The 17,689-nt window shown below is 40.9% G+C and carries 17 protein-coding genes; 3 read left to right on the forward strand and 14 right to left on the reverse strand.

The window, feature by feature from the left end; genetic code table 11:
• Positions 1-42 precede the first annotated feature (42 nt).
• From HSISS3_RS08335 to dnaG, 4 genes are read right to left on the reverse strand one after another with little or no spacing between them, the layout of a single operon-like run.
• Positions 43-969 carry a glycosyltransferase family 2 protein gene (locus tag HSISS3_RS08335; protein WP_021152377.1) on the reverse strand — a complete coding sequence of 309 codons (927 nt, stop codon included), beginning with the start codon at positions 967-969 and terminating at the stop codon, positions 43-45.
• A 10-nt stretch (positions 970-979) separates the two neighbouring features.
• Positions 980-1,315, reverse strand: a complete 336-nt coding sequence (locus tag HSISS3_RS08340) for a metal-sulfur cluster assembly factor (RefSeq protein ID WP_008535193.1) — start codon at positions 1,313-1,315, stop codon at positions 980-982.
• Between the two features lie 54 nt (positions 1,316-1,369).
• Positions 1,370-2,479, reverse strand: coding sequence for an RNA polymerase sigma factor RpoD (gene rpoD / locus HSISS3_RS08345; RefSeq protein WP_002884252.1), 1,110 nt, complete (start codon positions 2,477-2,479; stop codon positions 1,370-1,372).
• A gap of 3 nt (positions 2,480-2,482) precedes the next feature.
• Positions 2,483-4,294: a DNA primase gene (dnaG, locus tag HSISS3_RS08350; RefSeq protein WP_021152378.1), complete on the reverse strand. Its 1,812-nt coding sequence runs from the start codon at positions 4,292-4,294 to the stop codon at positions 2,483-2,485.
• A 162-nt stretch (positions 4,295-4,456) separates the two neighbouring features.
• Between dnaG and mscL the strand changes: the two genes are divergently transcribed.
• A complete protein-coding gene (mscL, locus tag HSISS3_RS08355) occupies positions 4,457-4,849 on the forward strand; it encodes a large conductance mechanosensitive channel protein MscL (protein WP_008535198.1) in 393 nt (130 codons plus the stop codon).
• A 157-nt stretch (positions 4,850-5,006) separates the two neighbouring features.
• Here mscL and rpsU read toward each other — a convergent pair whose 3' ends face one another.
• The 9 genes from rpsU to HSISS3_RS08400 form a co-directional block, all read right to left on the reverse strand.
• Complete coding sequence (gene rpsU, locus HSISS3_RS08360) at positions 5,007-5,183, reverse strand: 30S ribosomal protein S21 (protein WP_002884573.1); 177 nt, start codon at positions 5,181-5,183, stop codon at positions 5,007-5,009.
• 428 nt (positions 5,184-5,611) lie between these two features.
• Positions 5,612-6,406, reverse strand: a complete 795-nt coding sequence (locus HSISS3_RS08365; RefSeq protein WP_042767262.1) for a transporter substrate-binding domain-containing protein — start codon at positions 6,404-6,406, stop codon at positions 5,612-5,614.
• Positions 6,407-6,473: 67 nt separating this feature from the next.
• Positions 6,474-7,583, reverse strand: a complete 1,110-nt coding sequence (locus HSISS3_RS08370; protein ID WP_021152379.1) for an aminotransferase — start codon at positions 7,581-7,583, stop codon at positions 6,474-6,476.
• A 359-nt stretch (positions 7,584-7,942) separates the two neighbouring features.
• Entirely contained in the window at positions 7,943-8,740 is a 798-nt protein-coding gene (locus tag HSISS3_RS08375) for a transporter substrate-binding domain-containing protein (RefSeq protein ID WP_042771955.1), read from the reverse strand.
• A gap of 10 nt (positions 8,741-8,750) precedes the next feature.
• Complete coding sequence (locus HSISS3_RS08380; protein ID WP_021152381.1) at positions 8,751-9,563, reverse strand: transporter substrate-binding domain-containing protein; 813 nt, start codon at positions 9,561-9,563, stop codon at positions 8,751-8,753.
• 221 nt (positions 9,564-9,784) lie between these two features.
• Entirely contained in the window at positions 9,785-10,249 is a 465-nt protein-coding gene (locus tag HSISS3_RS08385) for an 8-oxo-dGTP diphosphatase (RefSeq protein ID WP_021146249.1), read from the reverse strand.
• 62 nt (positions 10,250-10,311) lie between these two features.
• Positions 10,312-12,303, reverse strand: a complete 1,992-nt coding sequence (gene uvrB / locus HSISS3_RS08390) for an excinuclease ABC subunit UvrB (RefSeq protein ID WP_021152382.1) — start codon at positions 12,301-12,303, stop codon at positions 10,312-10,314.
• Positions 12,293-12,919: a hypothetical protein gene (locus HSISS3_RS08395; RefSeq protein ID WP_008535218.1), complete on the reverse strand. Its 627-nt coding sequence runs from the start codon at positions 12,917-12,919 to the stop codon at positions 12,293-12,295. Before HSISS3_RS08395 ends, uvrB begins: the two co-directional genes overlap by 11 nt.
• Before the next feature lie 69 nt (positions 12,920-12,988).
• Positions 12,989-13,924: a CPBP family intramembrane glutamic endopeptidase gene (locus HSISS3_RS08400; RefSeq protein WP_021152383.1), complete on the reverse strand. Its 936-nt coding sequence runs from the start codon at positions 13,922-13,924 to the stop codon at positions 12,989-12,991.
• A gap of 200 nt (positions 13,925-14,124) precedes the next feature.
• On the opposite strand from HSISS3_RS08400, the gene HSISS3_RS08405 reads away from it, so the two are divergent.
• Positions 14,125-16,320 carry an ABC transporter substrate-binding protein/permease gene (locus HSISS3_RS08405; protein ID WP_002889451.1) on the forward strand — a complete coding sequence of 732 codons (2,196 nt, stop codon included), beginning with the start codon at positions 14,125-14,127 and terminating at the stop codon, positions 16,318-16,320.
• Complete coding sequence (locus tag HSISS3_RS08410) at positions 16,320-17,060, forward strand: amino acid ABC transporter ATP-binding protein (RefSeq protein WP_002889453.1); 741 nt, start codon at positions 16,320-16,322, stop codon at positions 17,058-17,060. The genes HSISS3_RS08405 and HSISS3_RS08410 overlap by 1 nt, the downstream gene beginning before the upstream one ends.
• Before the next feature lie 76 nt (positions 17,061-17,136).
• Here HSISS3_RS08410 and HSISS3_RS08415 read toward each other — a convergent pair whose 3' ends face one another.
• Positions 17,137-17,334, reverse strand: coding sequence for a hypothetical protein (locus tag HSISS3_RS08415; RefSeq protein ID WP_021152384.1), 198 nt, complete (start codon positions 17,332-17,334; stop codon positions 17,137-17,139).
• Positions 17,335-17,689 lie beyond the last annotated feature (355 nt).

A 17,689-nucleotide genomic window follows, 5' to 3' on the forward strand; every position in this document is an offset into this window, starting at 1 on the left:
ATCCTATTCAACTAATTCATTTGTATAAACAGTTGGCTTTCTTCACCCTTTTTCTTTAATAACATACACTGGTCGTTTCTTAGTTTCTAAGAAAATCTTGGAAATGTAGTGACCGATGATACCAAGCGCTAAGAGCTGAATACCTCCGATAAAGAGGATAATAGAGACAAGACTCGCCCAACCAGCTACGCTTCCACCGATGGTTAACTTTCTGATAATGACGAAAACAATTCCAACCAAAGAAATCAAGAATGAGAAGGTTCCTGCCCATGTAGCTAGTTTCAAAGGAACTTCTGAAAAGTTGATAAAACCATCTAAAGAGTAATTCAATAGTTTCCAGAAAGACCAAGAGGTTTCTCCAGCTACACGTTCACGATTTTCATAAGAAACATAGGCCACATCAAAACCAACCCAAGAAAAGAGTCCCTTTGAAAAACGATTGACCTCTTTGAGTTCTAGGATAGCATCAACAACCTGGCGAGTCATCAAACGAAAATCACGTGCGCCATCAACCATCTCGGTGTCAGAAACTTTGTTAATTAGCCAATAGAAAGTCTTGGCAAAGATGGAACGAATCGGAGGCTCTCCCTTACGGTCAGCACGACGAGTCCCAACAACATCATAACCTTCTTGAATTTTGGCATACATCTCAATAAGCAGTTCAGGCGGATCCTGAAGGTCAGCATCCATAACTGTCACATAGTCACCCTGAGCTGCTTCAAGACCTGCAAGCAAGCCAGCTTCCTTACCAAAATTACGTGAGAAAGATAGATAGTGAACATTTTCAAATTGCTTTGAAACCTGTCTCAATACCTCTAAAGTTTTATCTTTAGAACCATCATTCACAAAGTAATAGTTAAACGCTAGTTGATTGGCTATCTGCTTTTCAACAGCCTGACAAGCTTCTAAAAATGGATGAATAGTCTCTTCTTCGTTATAACAGGGGACAACGATAGCCAGTGTTTTCATAAACGCTCTCCTAACGAATACCTAGAGCGATACGGGCATAACGGCTCATTTTTTCTACAGACCAAGCTGGTGTCCAGACCAACTTCACTTCAGTCTTAGTGACTTCTGGCACCTCTTTCATGGCATCATGAATTTGGTCTGTCAAAAGATCTGCCAAGGGACAACCTATCGTTGTCAAGGTCATATCAATCTCAGTGGAACCATCCTGCTCAAAACGGATGTCGTATATGAGGCCTAAGTTAACAATATCAATCCCTAGCTCTGGGTCGATAACCATTTCCAGGGCTTCCAAGATACGGTCTTTGATTTTTTCAATTTCTGCTTCAGTATAGGTCACTTCAGACATAGTTTTTCCTCCAAAATCAGGGCCCTACATCAGGCCCTACTCCATTTTACTCTCTTAGTCTTCAATAAAGTCTTTAAGCTGTTTACTGCGGCTTGGATGGCGCAATTTACGAAGGGCTTTCGCTTCAATCTGACGAATACGTTCACGAGTAACGTTAAAGACTTTACCAACATCTTCTAAAGTACGCATTTTCCCATCATCAAGACCAAAACGGAGACGAAGAACGTTTTCTTCACGGTCTGTCAAAGTATCAAGGACTTCATCCAATTGTTCACGAAGAACGACACGAGTCGTGTAATCGACTGGATTTTCAATAACTTCATCTTCGATAAAGTCACCCAAATGACTGTCATCTTCTTCACCAATAGGTGTTTCAAGTGAGACTGGTTCTTGAGCAATCTTGAGGATTTCACGGACCTTATCTGGTGTCATATCCATGCGCTCTGCAATTTGTTCAGGTGTAGGGTCTTGGCCCAACTCTTGCAAAAGATTACGTTGCTCACGGACCAATTTATTGATGGTTTCAACCATGTGAACTGGGATACGGATGGTACGTGCTTGGTCTGCGATGGCACGTGTGATAGCTTGACGGATCCACCATGTCGCATAAGTTGAGAATTTGAAACCTTTAGAGTAGTCAAATTTATCAACAGCTTTCATAAGCCCCATGTTACCTTCTTGAATCAAGTCCAAGAATTGCATACCACGTCCCACATAACGTTTAGCGATTGAAACGACCAAACGAAGGTTGGCTTCTGCCAAACGTTGTTTAGCTTCCAAGTCACCATTTTCGACAGCGATAGCCAATTCTTTTTCCTCCTCATTACTCAAAAGAGGGACTACCCCAATTTCTTTGAGGTACATACGAACAGGGTCATTGACCTTAGCTGAGTTTGAACCAAGAAGCTCCTCGTCTGTCAATTCCTCTGGCTTTGGTGCTTCAACAACATATTTAGATGAAGGGTTTCCATCCTTATCAGTGATAGAGATACCACCGTCTGTCAAACGTTCCAAAAGGTCATCAATACCGTCAGCATCAAGAACAAATGGGATAACCAGTTTTTCTGTGACTTCATCATCAATTGCTGTACCTGCTTTTTTGTGGTTACGAATGAAATCAGCGACTTGAACGTTAAATGCTGTATTTTGTTTTTTCTTTGCCATGTGTTACTCCATATCTCGTTTTTGGGCGATAAGCATCTGCAGGGCTTCCACCGCTGCATCCACATCACCATGGTTACTTGATTCTCTTATTTGTTTACTTTGCTTACGAAAGTCCAGTTCCCTCAGAAAATGATTTCTACGCTCCTCAATAGCCTGGACTTCTTCTAAACTGGTTTCAGGTGGCAAAATCTCCTCTAAAACCTGATAATAGGCTGTTTGTACCTCTTGAGGAAGCACAGACAAAGCTACCGTATCAATCTGGCCGTCCTGCTTAAGAAGCTGATAAAGCTCCTCTAGCTCGGCTGTCTGGAAGAAAAAATCATCCCGCATCCGGTAATCATTCAAGATCATAGGATGATTAAGCATGCGATGGAAGAGTTGATTTTCCGCCCGACGGAGGCCTGTAATCTTAGGCGTAGATGGTAGCTTAACCGTTCCTCTAAATCCTGACGCAGAAGACTCATAACTACTATTGCCGGCAGCCGATAATTGAGCCGTCTGCTGATTTCTCAAGGTCAGGCGCTCGTTGTTAACTGCTTGCTCAACTTGGAAAAAGTCAAAGTCAGGCAGTAAGTCAGCCACCTTAGAAATGTAAGAATTTTGCGCCGTCACAGATGGTGACTTGGCAATAATCTTAGCAATCTGCTCAACATAAGAAATCTCTGCTTGAAGATTATCTACATTAGCAGGTTTAAGTTGGCCAATCCAAAATTCCACATCTGAGATGCGAGACTCGACCAAGAGTTTGCCCAAAGCCTCTTCAGATGTTTTTTGAAGGTACTCATCAGGATCCATATTGTCTGGTATTTTAACAATATCGACCTGGAAGTCCGACAAAAGCTCCAGAGACTTGGCGATAGCATTTTGCCCAGCCTTATCGCCATCATAAGTCAAAACAATCTTCTTGGTTAGTTTGCGCAGACGATTGACATGTTCGGGCGTCAGAGCCGTTCCCATAGAAGCTACCGCATTGACCTGCCCAGCCCTATAAGCAGCAATAACATCCATGAAGCCCTCCATCAAATAGACTTCATGAGTCTTCTGAATCACTGGCTTAGCCTGATCTAAGTGGTAGAGTTCATAGGATTTATTGAAAATGCGAGTAGCTCTGGTATTTTTGTACTTAGCTTGCCCTTGTTCAATAGCTTCCTTAGTCCAAACACGACCTGAAAAACCTATTGTCTTACCGAATTCATTTTTGAGCGGAAACATGATTCGATTTTTAAAGGTATCGAAAAGACGATTACTTTCAGAAAGATTAAAAAGACCTGATTCTGTCAGCACCTCTTCGTCGTATTTTTTGGAAACAGACTGATAGAGATAATCTGGTTCGTCAGGGGATAGACCAATCTGAAAGGCCTTAAGTAAATCGTCAGTCATGCCACGCTCATAAAGATAAGCACGCGCCGTCTCTCCTATCTTAGTCGTCATCAGTACGGCATGATAGAATTTGAGAGCATCCTCATGAAGATCGTAAAAAGCTTGATTTGGAGAATGCTGCTGTTGGGATTGCCTTGGCGCATCTATCGTAACTGCGATACCTAAGCGATCTGCCAGAACCTTGACACTTTCTTGGAAAGAAATCTGACGGTATTCTTCTAAAAATTTAAAGACATCCCCAGACTTTCCACAACCAAAGCAATGGTAAAACTGCCTGTCCTCAATAACGTTAAAAGAGGGGGTTTTCTCCTTATGGAAGGGACAAAGTCCGAGGTAATTGCGACCTGCTCGATTTAGACTGACAACTTCACCAATCACGTCAACGATATTGGTGCTGCTCTTAATATCTTCTATTAAAGCTTTGTCAATTGCCATCTACTCGCCTCCCTATCTTACCATAATTGCATTACCCTTAATTATAGCATGATGAAAAATGAAAGTAAAATAAAAATGATTTTTCTGAGCAAATCCCTTGTCAAGATATACAAAATCGGATAAACTATTAAAAGTAAATAAAAGAAAGGAATCATTGTCAAAATGATTAAAGAACTTAAAGACTTTTTGTTCAAGGGGAATGTCCTTGACCTTGCTGTAGCCGTTGTTATGGGGGCTGCTTTCAACGCTATCATTACTTCACTTGTTGGTGATATCATCACACCACTTATCCTTAACCCAGTTGTTAAGGCTGCTAACGTTGAAAACCTTTCTAAATTGTCATGGAACGGTATCGCATACGGTAGCTTCTTGAGCGCAGTCATCAACTTCATCATCGTTGGTACTACTCTCTTCTTCGTTGTTAAAGCTGCTGGTAAAGCAACTGCTCTTAGCAATAAAGCCGCTAAAGAAGCTGCTGAAGAAGCTGCTGAAAATGCTGGTCCATCACAAGAAGAATTGCTCGCTGAAATCCGCGACCTTCTTGCAAACAAATAATCTCTATTTGTTTAACTAAAAGCATATGAAACTAAGATGTCTGATAATTATTAGACATCTTTTTCGTTTTAGTAAAACCAACTGTCTTATCTATTCGCTAAAACAGAAAAAAACTTGAGAAAATACTCAAGCTTTTTTGCTATAGAATCATTCTTAATTAGAATTTTTTACGTTTGCGAGCTGCTTCTGATTTACGTTTACGTTTTACAGAAGGTTTTTCGTAATGTTCACGTTTACGAGCCTCTTGAAGAGTACCAGCTTTAGTCACAGAACGTTTGAAACGACGAAGAGCGTCGTCAAGTGATTCGTTTTTACGAACAACTGTTTTTGACATTGAATTCACCTCCTCAAGATAATGTAACATTTTACACGTTCTATTCAAGTATACAAAACTCATCTTTGTCTGTCAAGAAATATCTTTTAGGTTTCCACCTTTTGAAATTCTAGATAGGTTTTTACTTCCTTAGGCATAATAAAAATTTCTCTAGTCAATACATATACAGAGCATTTTAAATAGTGAGATGACCTAAGTATCACTTCAAAAACCTTGGTGTACTCCTTTCTCCAATAAGGAGATTATTAACACAACTTTCTGCCACGATAAAACGCCTGAAACTTCTATAGTTTCAGGCGCTGGTAGTTTTGAGATTCTAGGTTTGAAACCTCCTTAGGAAAGGATAAGTCCCAACTTCACCTAAGGAAAGTCTCAAAAAGAAGACTTGGTCTTCAAGCTAACTAGAGAAATCATCTCCAGTTCCTATTTTAGTCAACTGCTGTGTATTTAGAAGCATCCTTGATGTACTCGTCGTAAGTACCATTATCTTTCAATTTCTTGATAACTTTATTAACAGCTTTTTTCAACTTATCATTACCTTTAGTCATGGCAACAGCTTTCGCATCGCCATCATTAACTTTAAGAGCAACGCTTGCCAAAGTTAAATCTGAATTTTGGGCAACATAGCCTTCTGCTACTGGTTTTTCAAGGTCAACAGCATCAACTTGGCCAGATTTGACTTCGTTAATAGCTTCACCCATAGCTGTCAGTGATACGACTGTTGAATCTTTCAATTGTTTCTTAGAAAGTCCTTCTTCAATAGCTCCTTTTTGAACGGCTACTTTTTTACCCTTGAAAGCATCTAGACTTGAGTAATCAGAAGCTTGATCTTTACGTACGATGATAGCATTTTGTGTTTCGTAGTAAGGATCTGAGAAATCAAAGGTTTTCTTACGTTCAGCTGTCACTGAGATACCTGAAATGGCAATATCAGCCTTACCAGCTTGAAGACTAGAGAGGACATTGTCAAAACTCATTGTCGCCACTTCAAGTTTAACCCCGAGTTCATCGGCGATAGCTTGTGCCAATTTGATATCTGAACCAACCACTTGGTCCTTGCCATCAATCAAAGTTTTGAACTCAAATGGTGCGTAGTCTGGGCTCACAGCTACAACAAGCTTTTTATTTTCTTTAATGGATTCGTAAGCATCCTTTTTTGACCCACAAGCTACTAAAGTCACAGTAGCAAGGAGAGCCATAGCCCCAAGGAAAAGTTTTTTCATTTTCATAAGAAACTCCTGTATAAATATAATTTTTCGCTTGTTATTTTACTTGAAATTAGTGATAATGTCAACATTTATGCAAAAATTGCGAAAGTTTTTCCAAGCCCTTCTGGAGAACTTCCTTGTCACAACAATAGCCAATGCGGACATGGGATTCCTTGTCAAAACGGTTACCTGGAACAACGAGAACACCATAGTCCTGTAGGAGTTCAAGAGCAAAGTCTTCAATGGGACGAGGAACCTCTAACTTGACAAAGGAAGTCGACACACTAGCTGGGCGAATCCAAGAAGCCTTAGGCTCATCAGCAATCCAAGCATCCATAAGAGCTATATTTTCCGTCACAATCTTACGGTTACGCTCCAAGATGGCTTCCTTATTTTTGAGGACAAGGGTCGCTACCATGTCATCAAAAACACCGGCGCAAATCATTGTGTAATCACGATAATCTCGCAGAATAGAAGCCACCTCTGCATTAGAAGCTACCCAACCTACTCGGATGCCAGGTATTGAATAGGTTTTCGACAGACTATTGACGGTAATACCTTTGTCATACAAGTCAACGATGGATGGTGCAGGATGATCAAAACTGCGATAAACCTCATCTGAGAAAATATAGGCGCCCACTTCCTTAGCAATGGCCACCAACTCCTTGAGGTAGGAAGCATTCATAAGAGCACCGGTAGGATTATTAGCATTGTTAATACAAATCATCTTGGTATTAGGACGAATCAGCTGACGCAGTTGATCCAAATCAGGCAACCAGCCCTTATCTTCCTGAACTTCCCAGAAATCCACTTCTGCTCCTAGGGATTTAGGAATATCATAAAGTTGTTGATAGGTGGGATACATGGAGATAACGTGATCCTTTGTCTCAATCAGAGCATAGAGGGCAAGCATAGTCGCACCTGTAGCACCATTGGTTTGGAGGATATTGTCAACTGGCATATTCTTGTACAAACTTGACACCTGAGCCTTAAACTCTGGTGACCCTTCAATCCAGCCGTAATCCATCTTTTTCCTTAAAAGTTGGTTAAAAAAAGTGTCCTTATCAATACCTGAGAGGTCAAATAATTCCTCTAGGGTTAGGGCCTTAATCGAAACACCTGCAATATCATAAATGGCGGATTTTTCATGGACATTAAGCCATTCTTCAACACCAAAACGTGGTAGCTTCATTATCTCTCCTTGCTAATCTCAAGCTCTGCTTTACTACATTATTTATTGTCATTTATGACAGACTTACATTGATAATACCTGTTTTTAACATAGAATTCAATAAAAAATGGGGTATTCCCCATTTTAGATTTAAGAATATTTTTGAAAACTCTCTTAAGTTAGCAAAGTAAGCATCAAATGAGACTTTCCACCGTGATGAAAGCACCTGAAACGTGTTCGTTTCAGGTGCCTGGAATTTTGAGATCTTAGGTACAAAACCTAGTCATGGAACTTCAAAGAAGTTGGCTGACGTTCGGCATCACCTAAGGAAAGTTTCTAAAAGAACTTTTATTCAATTCATCATAGAAACTCTTTTCATTTTACTTACTTTGTTTGTAAGTCGATGCTTCTTTTAGCCATTGGTCAAATTTGCCTGAGTTTTTAGTCTCTTTGATGACGGCGTTAATTTCTTTAAGTAAGTCATCTGAGCCTTTACGTGTTGCAACTGCATAGGCATCTGAACCGTCTGACTTGAGGTTAAAGTTGGCAAGGGTCAAATCATCATTTTGAGAGATATACCCCTCAGCAATAGCCTTTTCAAGTACAACGGCCTGAATTTGTCCTGACTTGAGTTCATTAATCATTTCACCATTTGAAGCCAGTGAAACCACGCTAGCTTTCGGAATTTGTTTCTTAGCGACTGTTTCTTGAACGGATCCTTTTTGAGTACCGACGGTTTGTTTAGCTAGACTATCAGTGCTTGTAAAGTCATTGACCTTATCTTTCTTAACAATAACCACATTTTCAGCGGTGTAATAGCTATCAGAAAAATCATAGACTTTCTTACGCTCGTTTGTTACCGAGATTCCTGCAATGGCAATATCTGCTTTACCAGACTGAACGCTGGCTAGGACATTGTCAAAGGACATAACGGAAAATTCGACCTTGACACCTAATTTCTTTCCGATGGCCTTGGCCAACTCGATATCTGCTCCGACCAGAGTGTCCTTGCCATTAATGAGCGTTTTGAATTCAAAAGGCGCAAACTCTGATTCAGTGGCGACAACAATTTTCTTCTTGTCCTTAATCGTTTGAGGTTTCACCCCCTGACTTCCGCTACAGGCGACCAGGACGCAAGTTGCGACTAAGGCCGTGAGTACAAACCAAAATTTCTTCATTGTTTACTCCTTATTTAGTAGGACTCTTTAGCGAGAGAGCGTAGGCATCTTGTACAAAGCTATCAATTTTACCTTCTTTTTTGAGTTTAGTAATCACCTTGTTGACTTTAGCTTTTAGTTTATCGCTTCCCTTAGGCATGGCTACAGCATAAGCATCATTTGAATCTGACTTGAGCTTAATGTCTGACACAGCCAAGTCACTATTTTGTTCCACGTAACCTTGAGCGATAGCTTTTTCAAGAACGACACCATTAACTTGACCAGACTTCAATTCATTGATGGCTTCGCCAGGTTGTGACAAAGCGACGACATTAGCATCTGACAAATTAGATTTAGCAATTTTTTCTTGGATGGAACCTTTTTGAACAGCTACAGATTTCTTAGCAAAGTCGCTGGTTTGTTTATAAGCTCCTGCGTCGTCTTTTTTAACGACAAGAACTGTTTCAGACTCATAGTAAGTATCTGAGAAATCGAAGGTTTTCTGACGTTCTTTCGTTGCCGAAATACCAGAAATGGCAATATCTGCTTTACCAGACTGAACGCTGGCTAGGACATTGTCAAAGGACATTTCAGAGAATTTGACTTTCACACCAAGTTCATCAGCAATAGCCTTAGCAATTTCAACATCTGCCCCAACGACAGTATCTTTACCATCTTGGAGGGTTTTAAATTCAAAGGGAGCAAAGTGGGGATTAAGAGCAACTGTCAAAGTTCCCTTATCCTTGACCTTGTCCAAGGTATTATTTGATGACGAACAAGCAGCTAAAGCCGTCAAAGCAAAGACTCCAGTAAGTCCCAACAAAAGTTTTTTCCATGTTTTCATAATCAATCTCTTTTCTATATTTATTAACTATATAAGTATAATAATGTATTATTATTCATTTGTCAATGGGAAAATGGACTTTTATTGATTATAATTTTTATTTTTATTAATTTTTTGCTTGTTAATCACTAGGAATTTCCTTTATTTTAAAGCTCTCCATATCGTTTTAGAAATAATAAAAAAACTATTCATTCATTTGAATAAATAGTTAGTTCATTTTATTACCAAAATTCTCGGATGAAGTCATCTTCAAGGCGCTCCCGATAGAAGAGTTCTGAGAGCTGGTCTTCCTCAAAGACACGTAACAGATTGAGCATGTCATAGGCCAAGTCCATCTTAGGCACATCCTCCCTAGCAACCCAGCGAACTTCGCCCTCCTCTGTTGAATGGATTTCTCCTTCAAAGTCTGAAGTTTTATAGAGGAAAACCAGGTAACGCTCGTCATCTGTCGTGTACCAATGCTTCATACCAACTAATTTAGGATTTTTGATGGTCAGACCAGTTTCTTCCTTAACCTCACGGATAGCTGATTCTACCAGACCTTCGTGTGCTTCGATATGACCACCGGGCAGGGCTGCTCCCGACCAGGAATAACGTTTTGGATCACGGATTTGCATGACAATATTTCCATGACCATCTTCAATGAGGCACATATTGGTCAAAATAGTTGCTTGTGAACGTGACATAAATTTCCCTTTCTTTCATATACAGTAGATTGCTTAAATAATGGCTAAGTCTGAAATGTCAATTAATCCATACTCTTTAACTCTAGCACCATATCACGGATTTGAGCTGCCAATTCAAAGTCAAGCAATTCTGCTGCTTCGTGCATTTGTTTTTGAAGTTTCTTGACGGCTTCTTGGCGTTCTTTCTTATTCATGGCACTGTAGTCCACCGTATCCTCTGCCACTTCTGCTTCATTAGCCTTGGTAATCGAAATAAGATCTCGAATTTCTTTCTTGATGGTTTGTGGAACAATGCCGTGTTCCTTATTATAGGCCATTTGGATTTCACGACGACGAGCCGTTTCATCCATGGCTTTCTGCATAGACTCCGTAATCTTATCCGCATACATGATTACGTGTCCTTCGCTATTTCGGGCAGCACGTCCAATTGTTTGGATAAGTCCACGTTCGTTACGAAGGAAGCCTTCCTTATCCGCATCCAAAATAGCAACCAGACTAACTTCAGGAACGTCAATCCCCTCACGGAGAAGGTTAATTCCGATAAGGACATCAAAGACACCTAGACGCAGGTCACGGATAATCTCCGTACGCTCTAGAGTCTTAATGTCAGAGTGCATGTATTTGACCTTGACACCCATTTCCTTGAGGTAGTCCGTCAAGTCCTCAGCCATCTTCTTAGTCAAAGTTGTGACGAAGACACGCTCACCTTTTTCAGTACGGACATTAATTTCACCAAGAAGGTCATCCATTTGACCCATAGTTGGACGAACTTCGACTTCTGGATCAAGAAGCCCTGTTGGACGGATGATTTGCTCAACCACAGTCTCGGTCTGTTCCATCTCATAGTCGCCCGGTGTAGCAGACACATAGACAATCTGATGCACATGACTCTCGAATTCTTCACGTCGGAGGGGACGGTTATCAAGAGCCGATAGCAAACGGAAACCGTAATCAACCAACATCTTCTTACGGGCTTGGTCTCCGTTATACATTCCTTTAATCTGTCCCATTGTCATGTGGCTTTCATCAATCATAATGAGGAAATCTTCTGGGAAGAAATCAAGTAGAGTAAATGGTGGCTCGCCTTCTTTACGACCATCCATGTGGCGTGAGTAGTTTTCGACACCGTTGGTGTAACCCATCTCACGAAGCATTTCGACATCGTATTCTGTCCGTTGACGGATACGTTGAGCCTCGATGAGTTTTCCCTCGGCTTCAAATTGCTTAACCTGAGCTTCCATCTCTGCCATAATATTCTTGATGGCTTCTTCCATATGCTCTTCATTGGTCATAAAGTGAGTAGCCGGGAAAAGAACAAGGTGCTCAACTTCACCGAGATTACGTCCGGTCAGACTCTCAATCCCACATATGCGGTCAATCTCATCACCGAAAAATTCCACTCGAAAAGCATGTTCGTCACGGCTGGCAGGAAAAATTTCGACCACATCGCCACGTACACGGAATTTCCCACGTTGAAAATCAATATCGTTTCGCTCAAATTGAATATCAACCAAGTCATTGAGCAACTTGTCTCGAGAAATCTCTTGGCCAGGACGCAGGCTGACAGCTGAATCCGCATATTCTTTGGGCGAACCCAAACCGTAAATACAAGAGACGGAAGCCACAACGATCACATCATTGCGCTCCAATAGGGCTGATGTTGCTGAGTGACGGAGCTTATCAATTTCGTCATTGACAGAGCTATCTTTTTCAATATAGGTATCTGATGATGGCACATAGGCCTCTGGCTGATAGAAATCGTAGTAGGAAACGAAGTATTCTACAGCATTGTCTGGGAAAAATTCTTTGAACTCACCATAAAGCTGACCTGCCAAAGTTTTATTGTGGGCGATAACCAAGGTTGGTTTATTCACGCGCTGGATGACCTGACTCATGGTATAGGTCTTACCTGTCCCTGTTGCTCCCTTTAGGATTTGAGCCTTCTCCCCACCTTCAATATTATCAACCAAGGTTTCGATGGCCTGAGGTTGGTCCCCGGAAGGTTCGTATTTAGAAACCAAATGAAATTGGTTGTCTTCTTTTCTATCTATCATGGTTTTTCCTTTCATTTATGTAATCATTCATCTCTTGGTCGGAGAAAATTTCCCCACTTGTAAGCGGAATTTGAATCATTCGCATTTTAGCGACATAGGCACGTTTCTTCCGTGATTGATGACCAAGCTTTTTATCATAGGTAACAGCTGTCTCACCATTTTTGAAGAAGACAAGCAAAACCTGGTACCTCTTTTTATCATCAACTTCGGCATCATAGTCGAAGACATGCTCAATGCGTTTCAAAGAATATCTCACCGTCGAAGAGCGTTCAATATCCTCCATCCGTGTTGTCCAAGCTTTCTTGACAAATTCAATCTCGGATAAGGGAATGTCAAAAGTTTTCCGTCCAAATGCTTGGCCGTAGTAGGTCAAGAAATTGTCATCAAGTTCCAAGAGGTTACCATGACCTTTGAGATTTACGATACCATCTATGAGAAGAATAATGGAAAATAAAAGCCAAAATAAAACAATGACAGCAAGGAACTGCTTGACTGGATTTTCACGGAGAGAACCTCTAATGAGCTCAGGACAAAGAATCCATAAAGACAAAACGGAAAATATAAGGCCAACCACTATTTTCAATTTCAACATGACCCTATCAAGCTTAACTATCATATTGTCCCCTCCAAGTGTTTCTTCTATTTTAACATAGAAGTAAAAAGACCGAGTCTTTAGAACTCAGCCTTAAAAATTTTCTTTTTTCAATTGTAATCGGAGGATGACGATACCTACCAGAAGAACGAGACAGGTAACGATATTTCCTTCTAGACCAAAGGCTCCACCTGACAACCAATCAGGAACGCCTGACCTGGCCTGAAAATGCAATAAGCTACCGCCTGCATCCCGTCCACTAACTGCCACGCCAACTAGATTTCCTTGCGCAAAGTTCCAAGCACCGTGAAGGGCAGCGACACCCCAGATATTATCTGTCTTGAGCATGTAAAGGGCCATGAGAACCCCTACTAAAACAATACTGATAAGAGACAAGGCGGTAACCCCTTGATTTCCCATGTGTAGCATTGAAAAGAGAGAACTTGAAATAGCAATTCCCCAAGAAAGGTTCAATTTATTAGTAACTGTCTGAAGCAACCAACCACGAGTCACTAGCTCCTCGGTTCCACCTTGGATAAACCAGAAAGGTATTAGGGATAGTATATATAGGAGGGTTCTCTGAGAAAAATCTACTCTTACAAATTCTAAACCACCAAGTAAATAAGTCCCGAGGAAACTCACTAACAAGAGTAGAGTCCCAAATCCCCAGCCCTTGAGCATATGGCACCAAATAGAGCCTCTAAAGAATCCAAGGGAACGAATGGAGCGTTTTTCAACAACTTTGACCCAGAAAAAGACGATCAGAGCAGTAAAGGCAAAAACACCCAGTTCAAAATACTCAGATGAGAATAACTTAAAGGCGATTGCATTAATATCCTGCGGTTGCACACTACCATTTAGCATCATGACAAAGAGGACAAGGGCTACCGGAATTCCTACAACAAAACCTGCTAACAGTCCACCTATAAGGACAAAACCAGTAGCAATAAGGCAAGAGAGCATAATCATCAGCCAACTTGGGACTTTATCATATAGTCTAGTATCTTTCTCAAGCATACGTTTTTTCATTTAAATAACTCCTGTTACAAACCTTACTTGTGTTAGATTCCAGTGTAACGAATTGACATAGGCTTGTCAACTTCTTCTTAAATAGCTCTCATAATTGACGAATCTTGTTATATTTTCTAACATCAAACCTCTCAAAGTTTGATAACAAAGGCTTTTTTTGATAAAATAGGAAGGTATTTTATAAAGGAGAACTTTTTATAATGAAGAAAAAACTTCTGACACTCTTTTTGAGTGCCATGTCAGTTTTCTTTGTTTTCGGAGCTAAAGCATCTGCTAGCACGATTTCAGTTGTTTCAGATACAGCCTATGCCCCATTTGAATTCAAAGACTCTGATCAGACCTACAAGGGTATCGACGTTGATATTATCAACGAAGTTGCCAAACGTGAAAAATGGGATGTTAACCAAACCTACCCTGGTTTTGATGCAGCCGTTAATGCGGTACAAGCAGGACAGGCCGATGCCCTTATGGCCGGTACGACTGTTACCGATGCCCGTAAGAAAGTCTTCACTTTCTCAGACACTTATTACGACACATCCATTGTTATCTACACACGTAGTAGTGATAAAATCAGTGACTACAAACAATTGAAGGGTAAAACAGTCGGTGTTAAAAACGGTACTGCTGCCCAATCATGGCTTGATAAAAACGCAAGCAAGTATGGCTTCACTGTTAAAACATTTGATACCAGTGATTTGATGAACAATAGTTTGGATTCTGGTTCCGTTGATGCAGCCATGGACGACACACCTGTTGTTCAATACGCTATTGGTCAAGGTAAAGACTATGCCATCAATATTAAGCCTGAATCTATCGGTAGCTTTGCCTTCGCTGTGAAAAAAGGGGGCAAATACGAATACCTCATCAAGGAATTCAACGAAGCTCTTAAAGCTATGAAGAAAGATGGTACCTACGACAAAATCATGAAAAAATGGTTGGGTAACTCATCAAAATCTTCTTCAAAACCTTCAGCAGATCTTAAATTGACTGGTGATGCTAATGCAAAAGCAACTCCTGCCAAGGAAACTTACACCATCTCAATGGACTCATCATTTGCACCATTTGAATATCAAAATGGTTCTGGTAAGTATGTTGGTATTGACGTTGACATCATCAATGCTATTGCTAAAAACCAAGGCTTCAATGTCAAATTAACCAACCCTGGTTTCGATGCATCCCTTAATGCCGTTCAATCTAGCCAAGCCGATGCGGTATTGGCTGGTATGACCATCACGGATGCCCGTAAACAAATCTTTGATTTCTCAGATCCTTACTACACTTCAAACATTCGTTTGGCTGTGAAAAAAGGCTCTAACGTTAAGAAATACGAAGACCTCAAAGGTAAGACTATTGGTGCCAAAAACGGAACATCTTCTTACTCTTGGTTAGAAGAAAATGCCGATAAGTATGGCTTCACGCTTCGTGCATACGATGAAGCTTCTACTATGTATGACAGCTTGAACTCTGGTTCAATCGATGCCCTTATGGATGACGAAGCTGTTCTTCTTTACGCTATCCAACAAGGACGTAACTTTGAAACACCTATTAAGGGAATCTCTACTGGTGAAGTTGGGTTTGCTGTTAAAAAAGGGACTAACCCTGAATTGATTACAATGTTCAACAATGGTTTAGCTGCTATTGTTAAAGACGGTACTTACGATAAGATTATCAACAAATACCTTGACAATAACAAATCTAAAGAAAAGAGCTCAACCAAAGCTGTTGATGAAACAACAATTGTTGGCTTAATTAAAAATAACTACCACCAACTTCTTCAAGGTCTTGGTATCACTATTGGATTGACCCTTCTTTCATTTGCGATTGCCATGATTATCGGTGTCATCTTCGGTATGATGGCAGTTGCACCAAACAAGACCCTTCGTGTGATTTCACAAGTCTTCGTTGACGTTGTCCGTGGTATCCCATTGATGATCGTTGCAGCCTTCATCTATTGGGGTATTCCAAACTTGATTGAAAATATCACTGGTCACCAATCACCAATCAATGACTTTGTGGCAGCGACTATCGCCCTCTCACTTAATGGTGGTGCTTACATTGCTGAAATTGTGCGTGGTGGTATTGAAGCTGTGCCAATTGGTCAAATGGAAGCCAGTCGAAGCTTGGGTGTTCCTTACAATACAACCATGCGTAAGGTTATTTTGCCACAGGCTGTCCGCTTGATGTTGCCAAACTTCATCAACCAATTTGTTATCTCATTGAAGGATACGACTATCGTATCAGCTATCGGTTTGGTCGAACTCTTCCAAACTGGTAAAATCATTATTGCTCGTAACTACCAATCATTCCGTATGTATGCTATCTTGGCCATCCTTTACTTGGTCATCATCACATTCTTAACGAAATTGGCTAAACGACTAGAAAAGAGACTTAAATAATGGCTGAATTGAAAATCGATGTGCAGGACTTGCACAAATCATATGGCGACAATGAAGTCCTTAAAGGCATTGACGCCAAATTCTACGAGGGAGATGTTGTTTGTATCATCGGACCTTCAGGTTCTGGTAAATCAACCTTCCTTCGTACCCTCAATCTACTTGAAACAATTACATCAGGTAAAGTAATTGTGGATGGTTTTGAATTATCAGATCCTAAGACAAATGTTGACAAAGCCCGTGAAAACATCGGGATGGTCTTCCAACACTTCAACCTCTTCCCACACATGTCAGTACTTGAAAATGTGACATTCGCACCGGTTGAACTTGGACGTATGACTAAGGAAGAAGCTGATAAATTAGCGATGGATTTGTTGAAGCGTGTTGGTCTTGAAGACAAGGCTGAAGCGACACCAGATAGCTTGTCAGGTGGACAAAAACAACGTGTGGCAATTGCCCGTGGTTTGGCCATGAATCCTGACATCATGCTCTTTGACGAACCGACTTCTGCTCTTGACCCTGAAATGGTCGGAGACGTTCTTGACGTTATGAAAGAGTTAGCACAACAAGGAATGACCATGCTTATCGTTACTCACGAAATGGGATTTGCCCGTCAAGTTGCTAACCGAGTAATCTTTACTGCGGATGGTGAGTTCCTCGAAGATGGCACACCAGATCAAATCTTCGATAACCCTCAACATCCACGTTTGAAAGAATTCTTGGACAAGGTTCTAAACGCCTAATCATCACAACAGTTACTCTTACTAGAGTAGCTGTTTTTGATTGCCACAATTTGAAAAGACAAAAACAGAGCAAGTGCTAGACTTGCTCTGTTTCTTCATTTAATTCAGGGTGTTTCGCTGCTTCTTCTTTTGCCAGACGCTCACGTTCAAGACGGAGCTTACGGTTTGGATTTAAGCGGGTGAAGAGCTCTTCAAGCTTCTTTGGATTCCATACATCGGCCGCAGAAACGAAGTTTCCATCTTTGTCCCTGAATGATATCGGTTTATCTCCCATTGTAAACCTCTTTTTTCAATAGTTTTTTGTTTTCAGCAACATTTCCTTCGTATTGACCACACCTCAAAAAGCCATTCGATTTTTACCGACTTAACGTAGTTAGTGAGGTTGATAGGCAGTTCGCCATAGCGACTGCCGTAGACTATCAAGTGCTTGGCACTTAGAGAGTCTTGCACGGTCACGACACGAAGGTTAGTCGGTCGATTTTTACCGACTTAACTCAGTTAGTGAGGTTGATAGGCAGTTCGCCATAGCGACTGCCGTAGACTATCAAGTGCTTGGCACTTAGAGAGTCTTGACACGGTCACGACACGAAGGTTAGTCGGTCGATTTTACCGACTTAACGTAGTTAGTG

The sequence above is a fragment of the Streptococcus sp. HSISS3 genome, from assembly GCF_000448605.1.
In the GTDB taxonomy this organism is placed as follows: Bacteria; Bacillota; Bacilli; order Lactobacillales; family Streptococcaceae; genus Streptococcus; species Streptococcus raffinosi.

Coding starts and splice junctions, on each gene's coding strand:
- dnaG (WP_021152378.1), bottom strand. CDS start 4,294: ATGGCAATTGACAAAGCTTTAATAGAAGATATTAAGAGCAGCACCAAT.
- HSISS3_RS08380 (WP_021152381.1), bottom strand. CDS start 9,563: ATGAAAACATGGAAAAAACTTTTGTTGGGACTTACTGGAGTCTTTGCT.
- rpsU (WP_002884573.1), bottom strand. CDS start 5,183: ATGTCAAAAACAGTTGTTCGTAAAAACGAATCACTTGACGACGCTCTT.
- HSISS3_RS08405 (WP_002889451.1), top strand. CDS start 14,125: ATGAAGAAAAAACTTCTGACACTCTTTTTGAGTGCCATGTCAGTTTTC.
- HSISS3_RS08400 (WP_021152383.1), bottom strand. CDS start 13,924: ATGAAAAAACGTATGCTTGAGAAAGATACTAGACTATATGATAAAGTC.
- HSISS3_RS08335 (WP_021152377.1), bottom strand. CDS start 969: ATGAAAACACTGGCTATCGTTGTCCCCTGTTATAACGAAGAAGAGACT.
- rpoD (WP_002884252.1), bottom strand. CDS start 2,479: ATGGCAAAGAAAAAACAAAATACAGCATTTAACGTTCAAGTCGCTGAT.
- HSISS3_RS08410 (WP_002889453.1), top strand. CDS start 16,320: ATGGCTGAATTGAAAATCGATGTGCAGGACTTGCACAAATCATATGGC.
- HSISS3_RS08395 (WP_008535218.1), bottom strand. CDS start 12,919: ATGATAGTTAAGCTTGATAGGGTCATGTTGAAATTGAAAATAGTGGTT.
- HSISS3_RS08415 (WP_021152384.1), bottom strand. CDS start 17,334: ATGGGAGATAAACCGATATCATTCAGGGACAAAGATGGAAACTTCGTT.
- uvrB (WP_021152382.1), bottom strand. CDS start 12,303: ATGATAGATAGAAAAGAAGACAACCAATTTCATTTGGTTTCTAAATAC.
- HSISS3_RS08370 (WP_021152379.1), bottom strand. CDS start 7,583: ATGAAGCTACCACGTTTTGGTGTTGAAGAATGGCTTAATGTCCATGAA.
- HSISS3_RS08340 (WP_008535193.1), bottom strand. CDS start 1,315: ATGTCTGAAGTGACCTATACTGAAGCAGAAATTGAAAAAATCAAAGAC.
- mscL (WP_008535198.1), top strand. CDS start 4,457: ATGATTAAAGAACTTAAAGACTTTTTGTTCAAGGGGAATGTCCTTGAC.
- HSISS3_RS08385 (WP_021146249.1), bottom strand. CDS start 10,249: ATGTCACGTTCACAAGCAACTATTTTGACCAATATGTGCCTCATTGAA.
- HSISS3_RS08375 (WP_042771955.1), bottom strand. CDS start 8,740: ATGAAGAAATTTTGGTTTGTACTCACGGCCTTAGTCGCAACTTGCGTC.
- HSISS3_RS08365 (WP_042767262.1), bottom strand. CDS start 6,406: ATGAAAAAACTTTTCCTTGGGGCTATGGCTCTCCTTGCTACTGTGACT.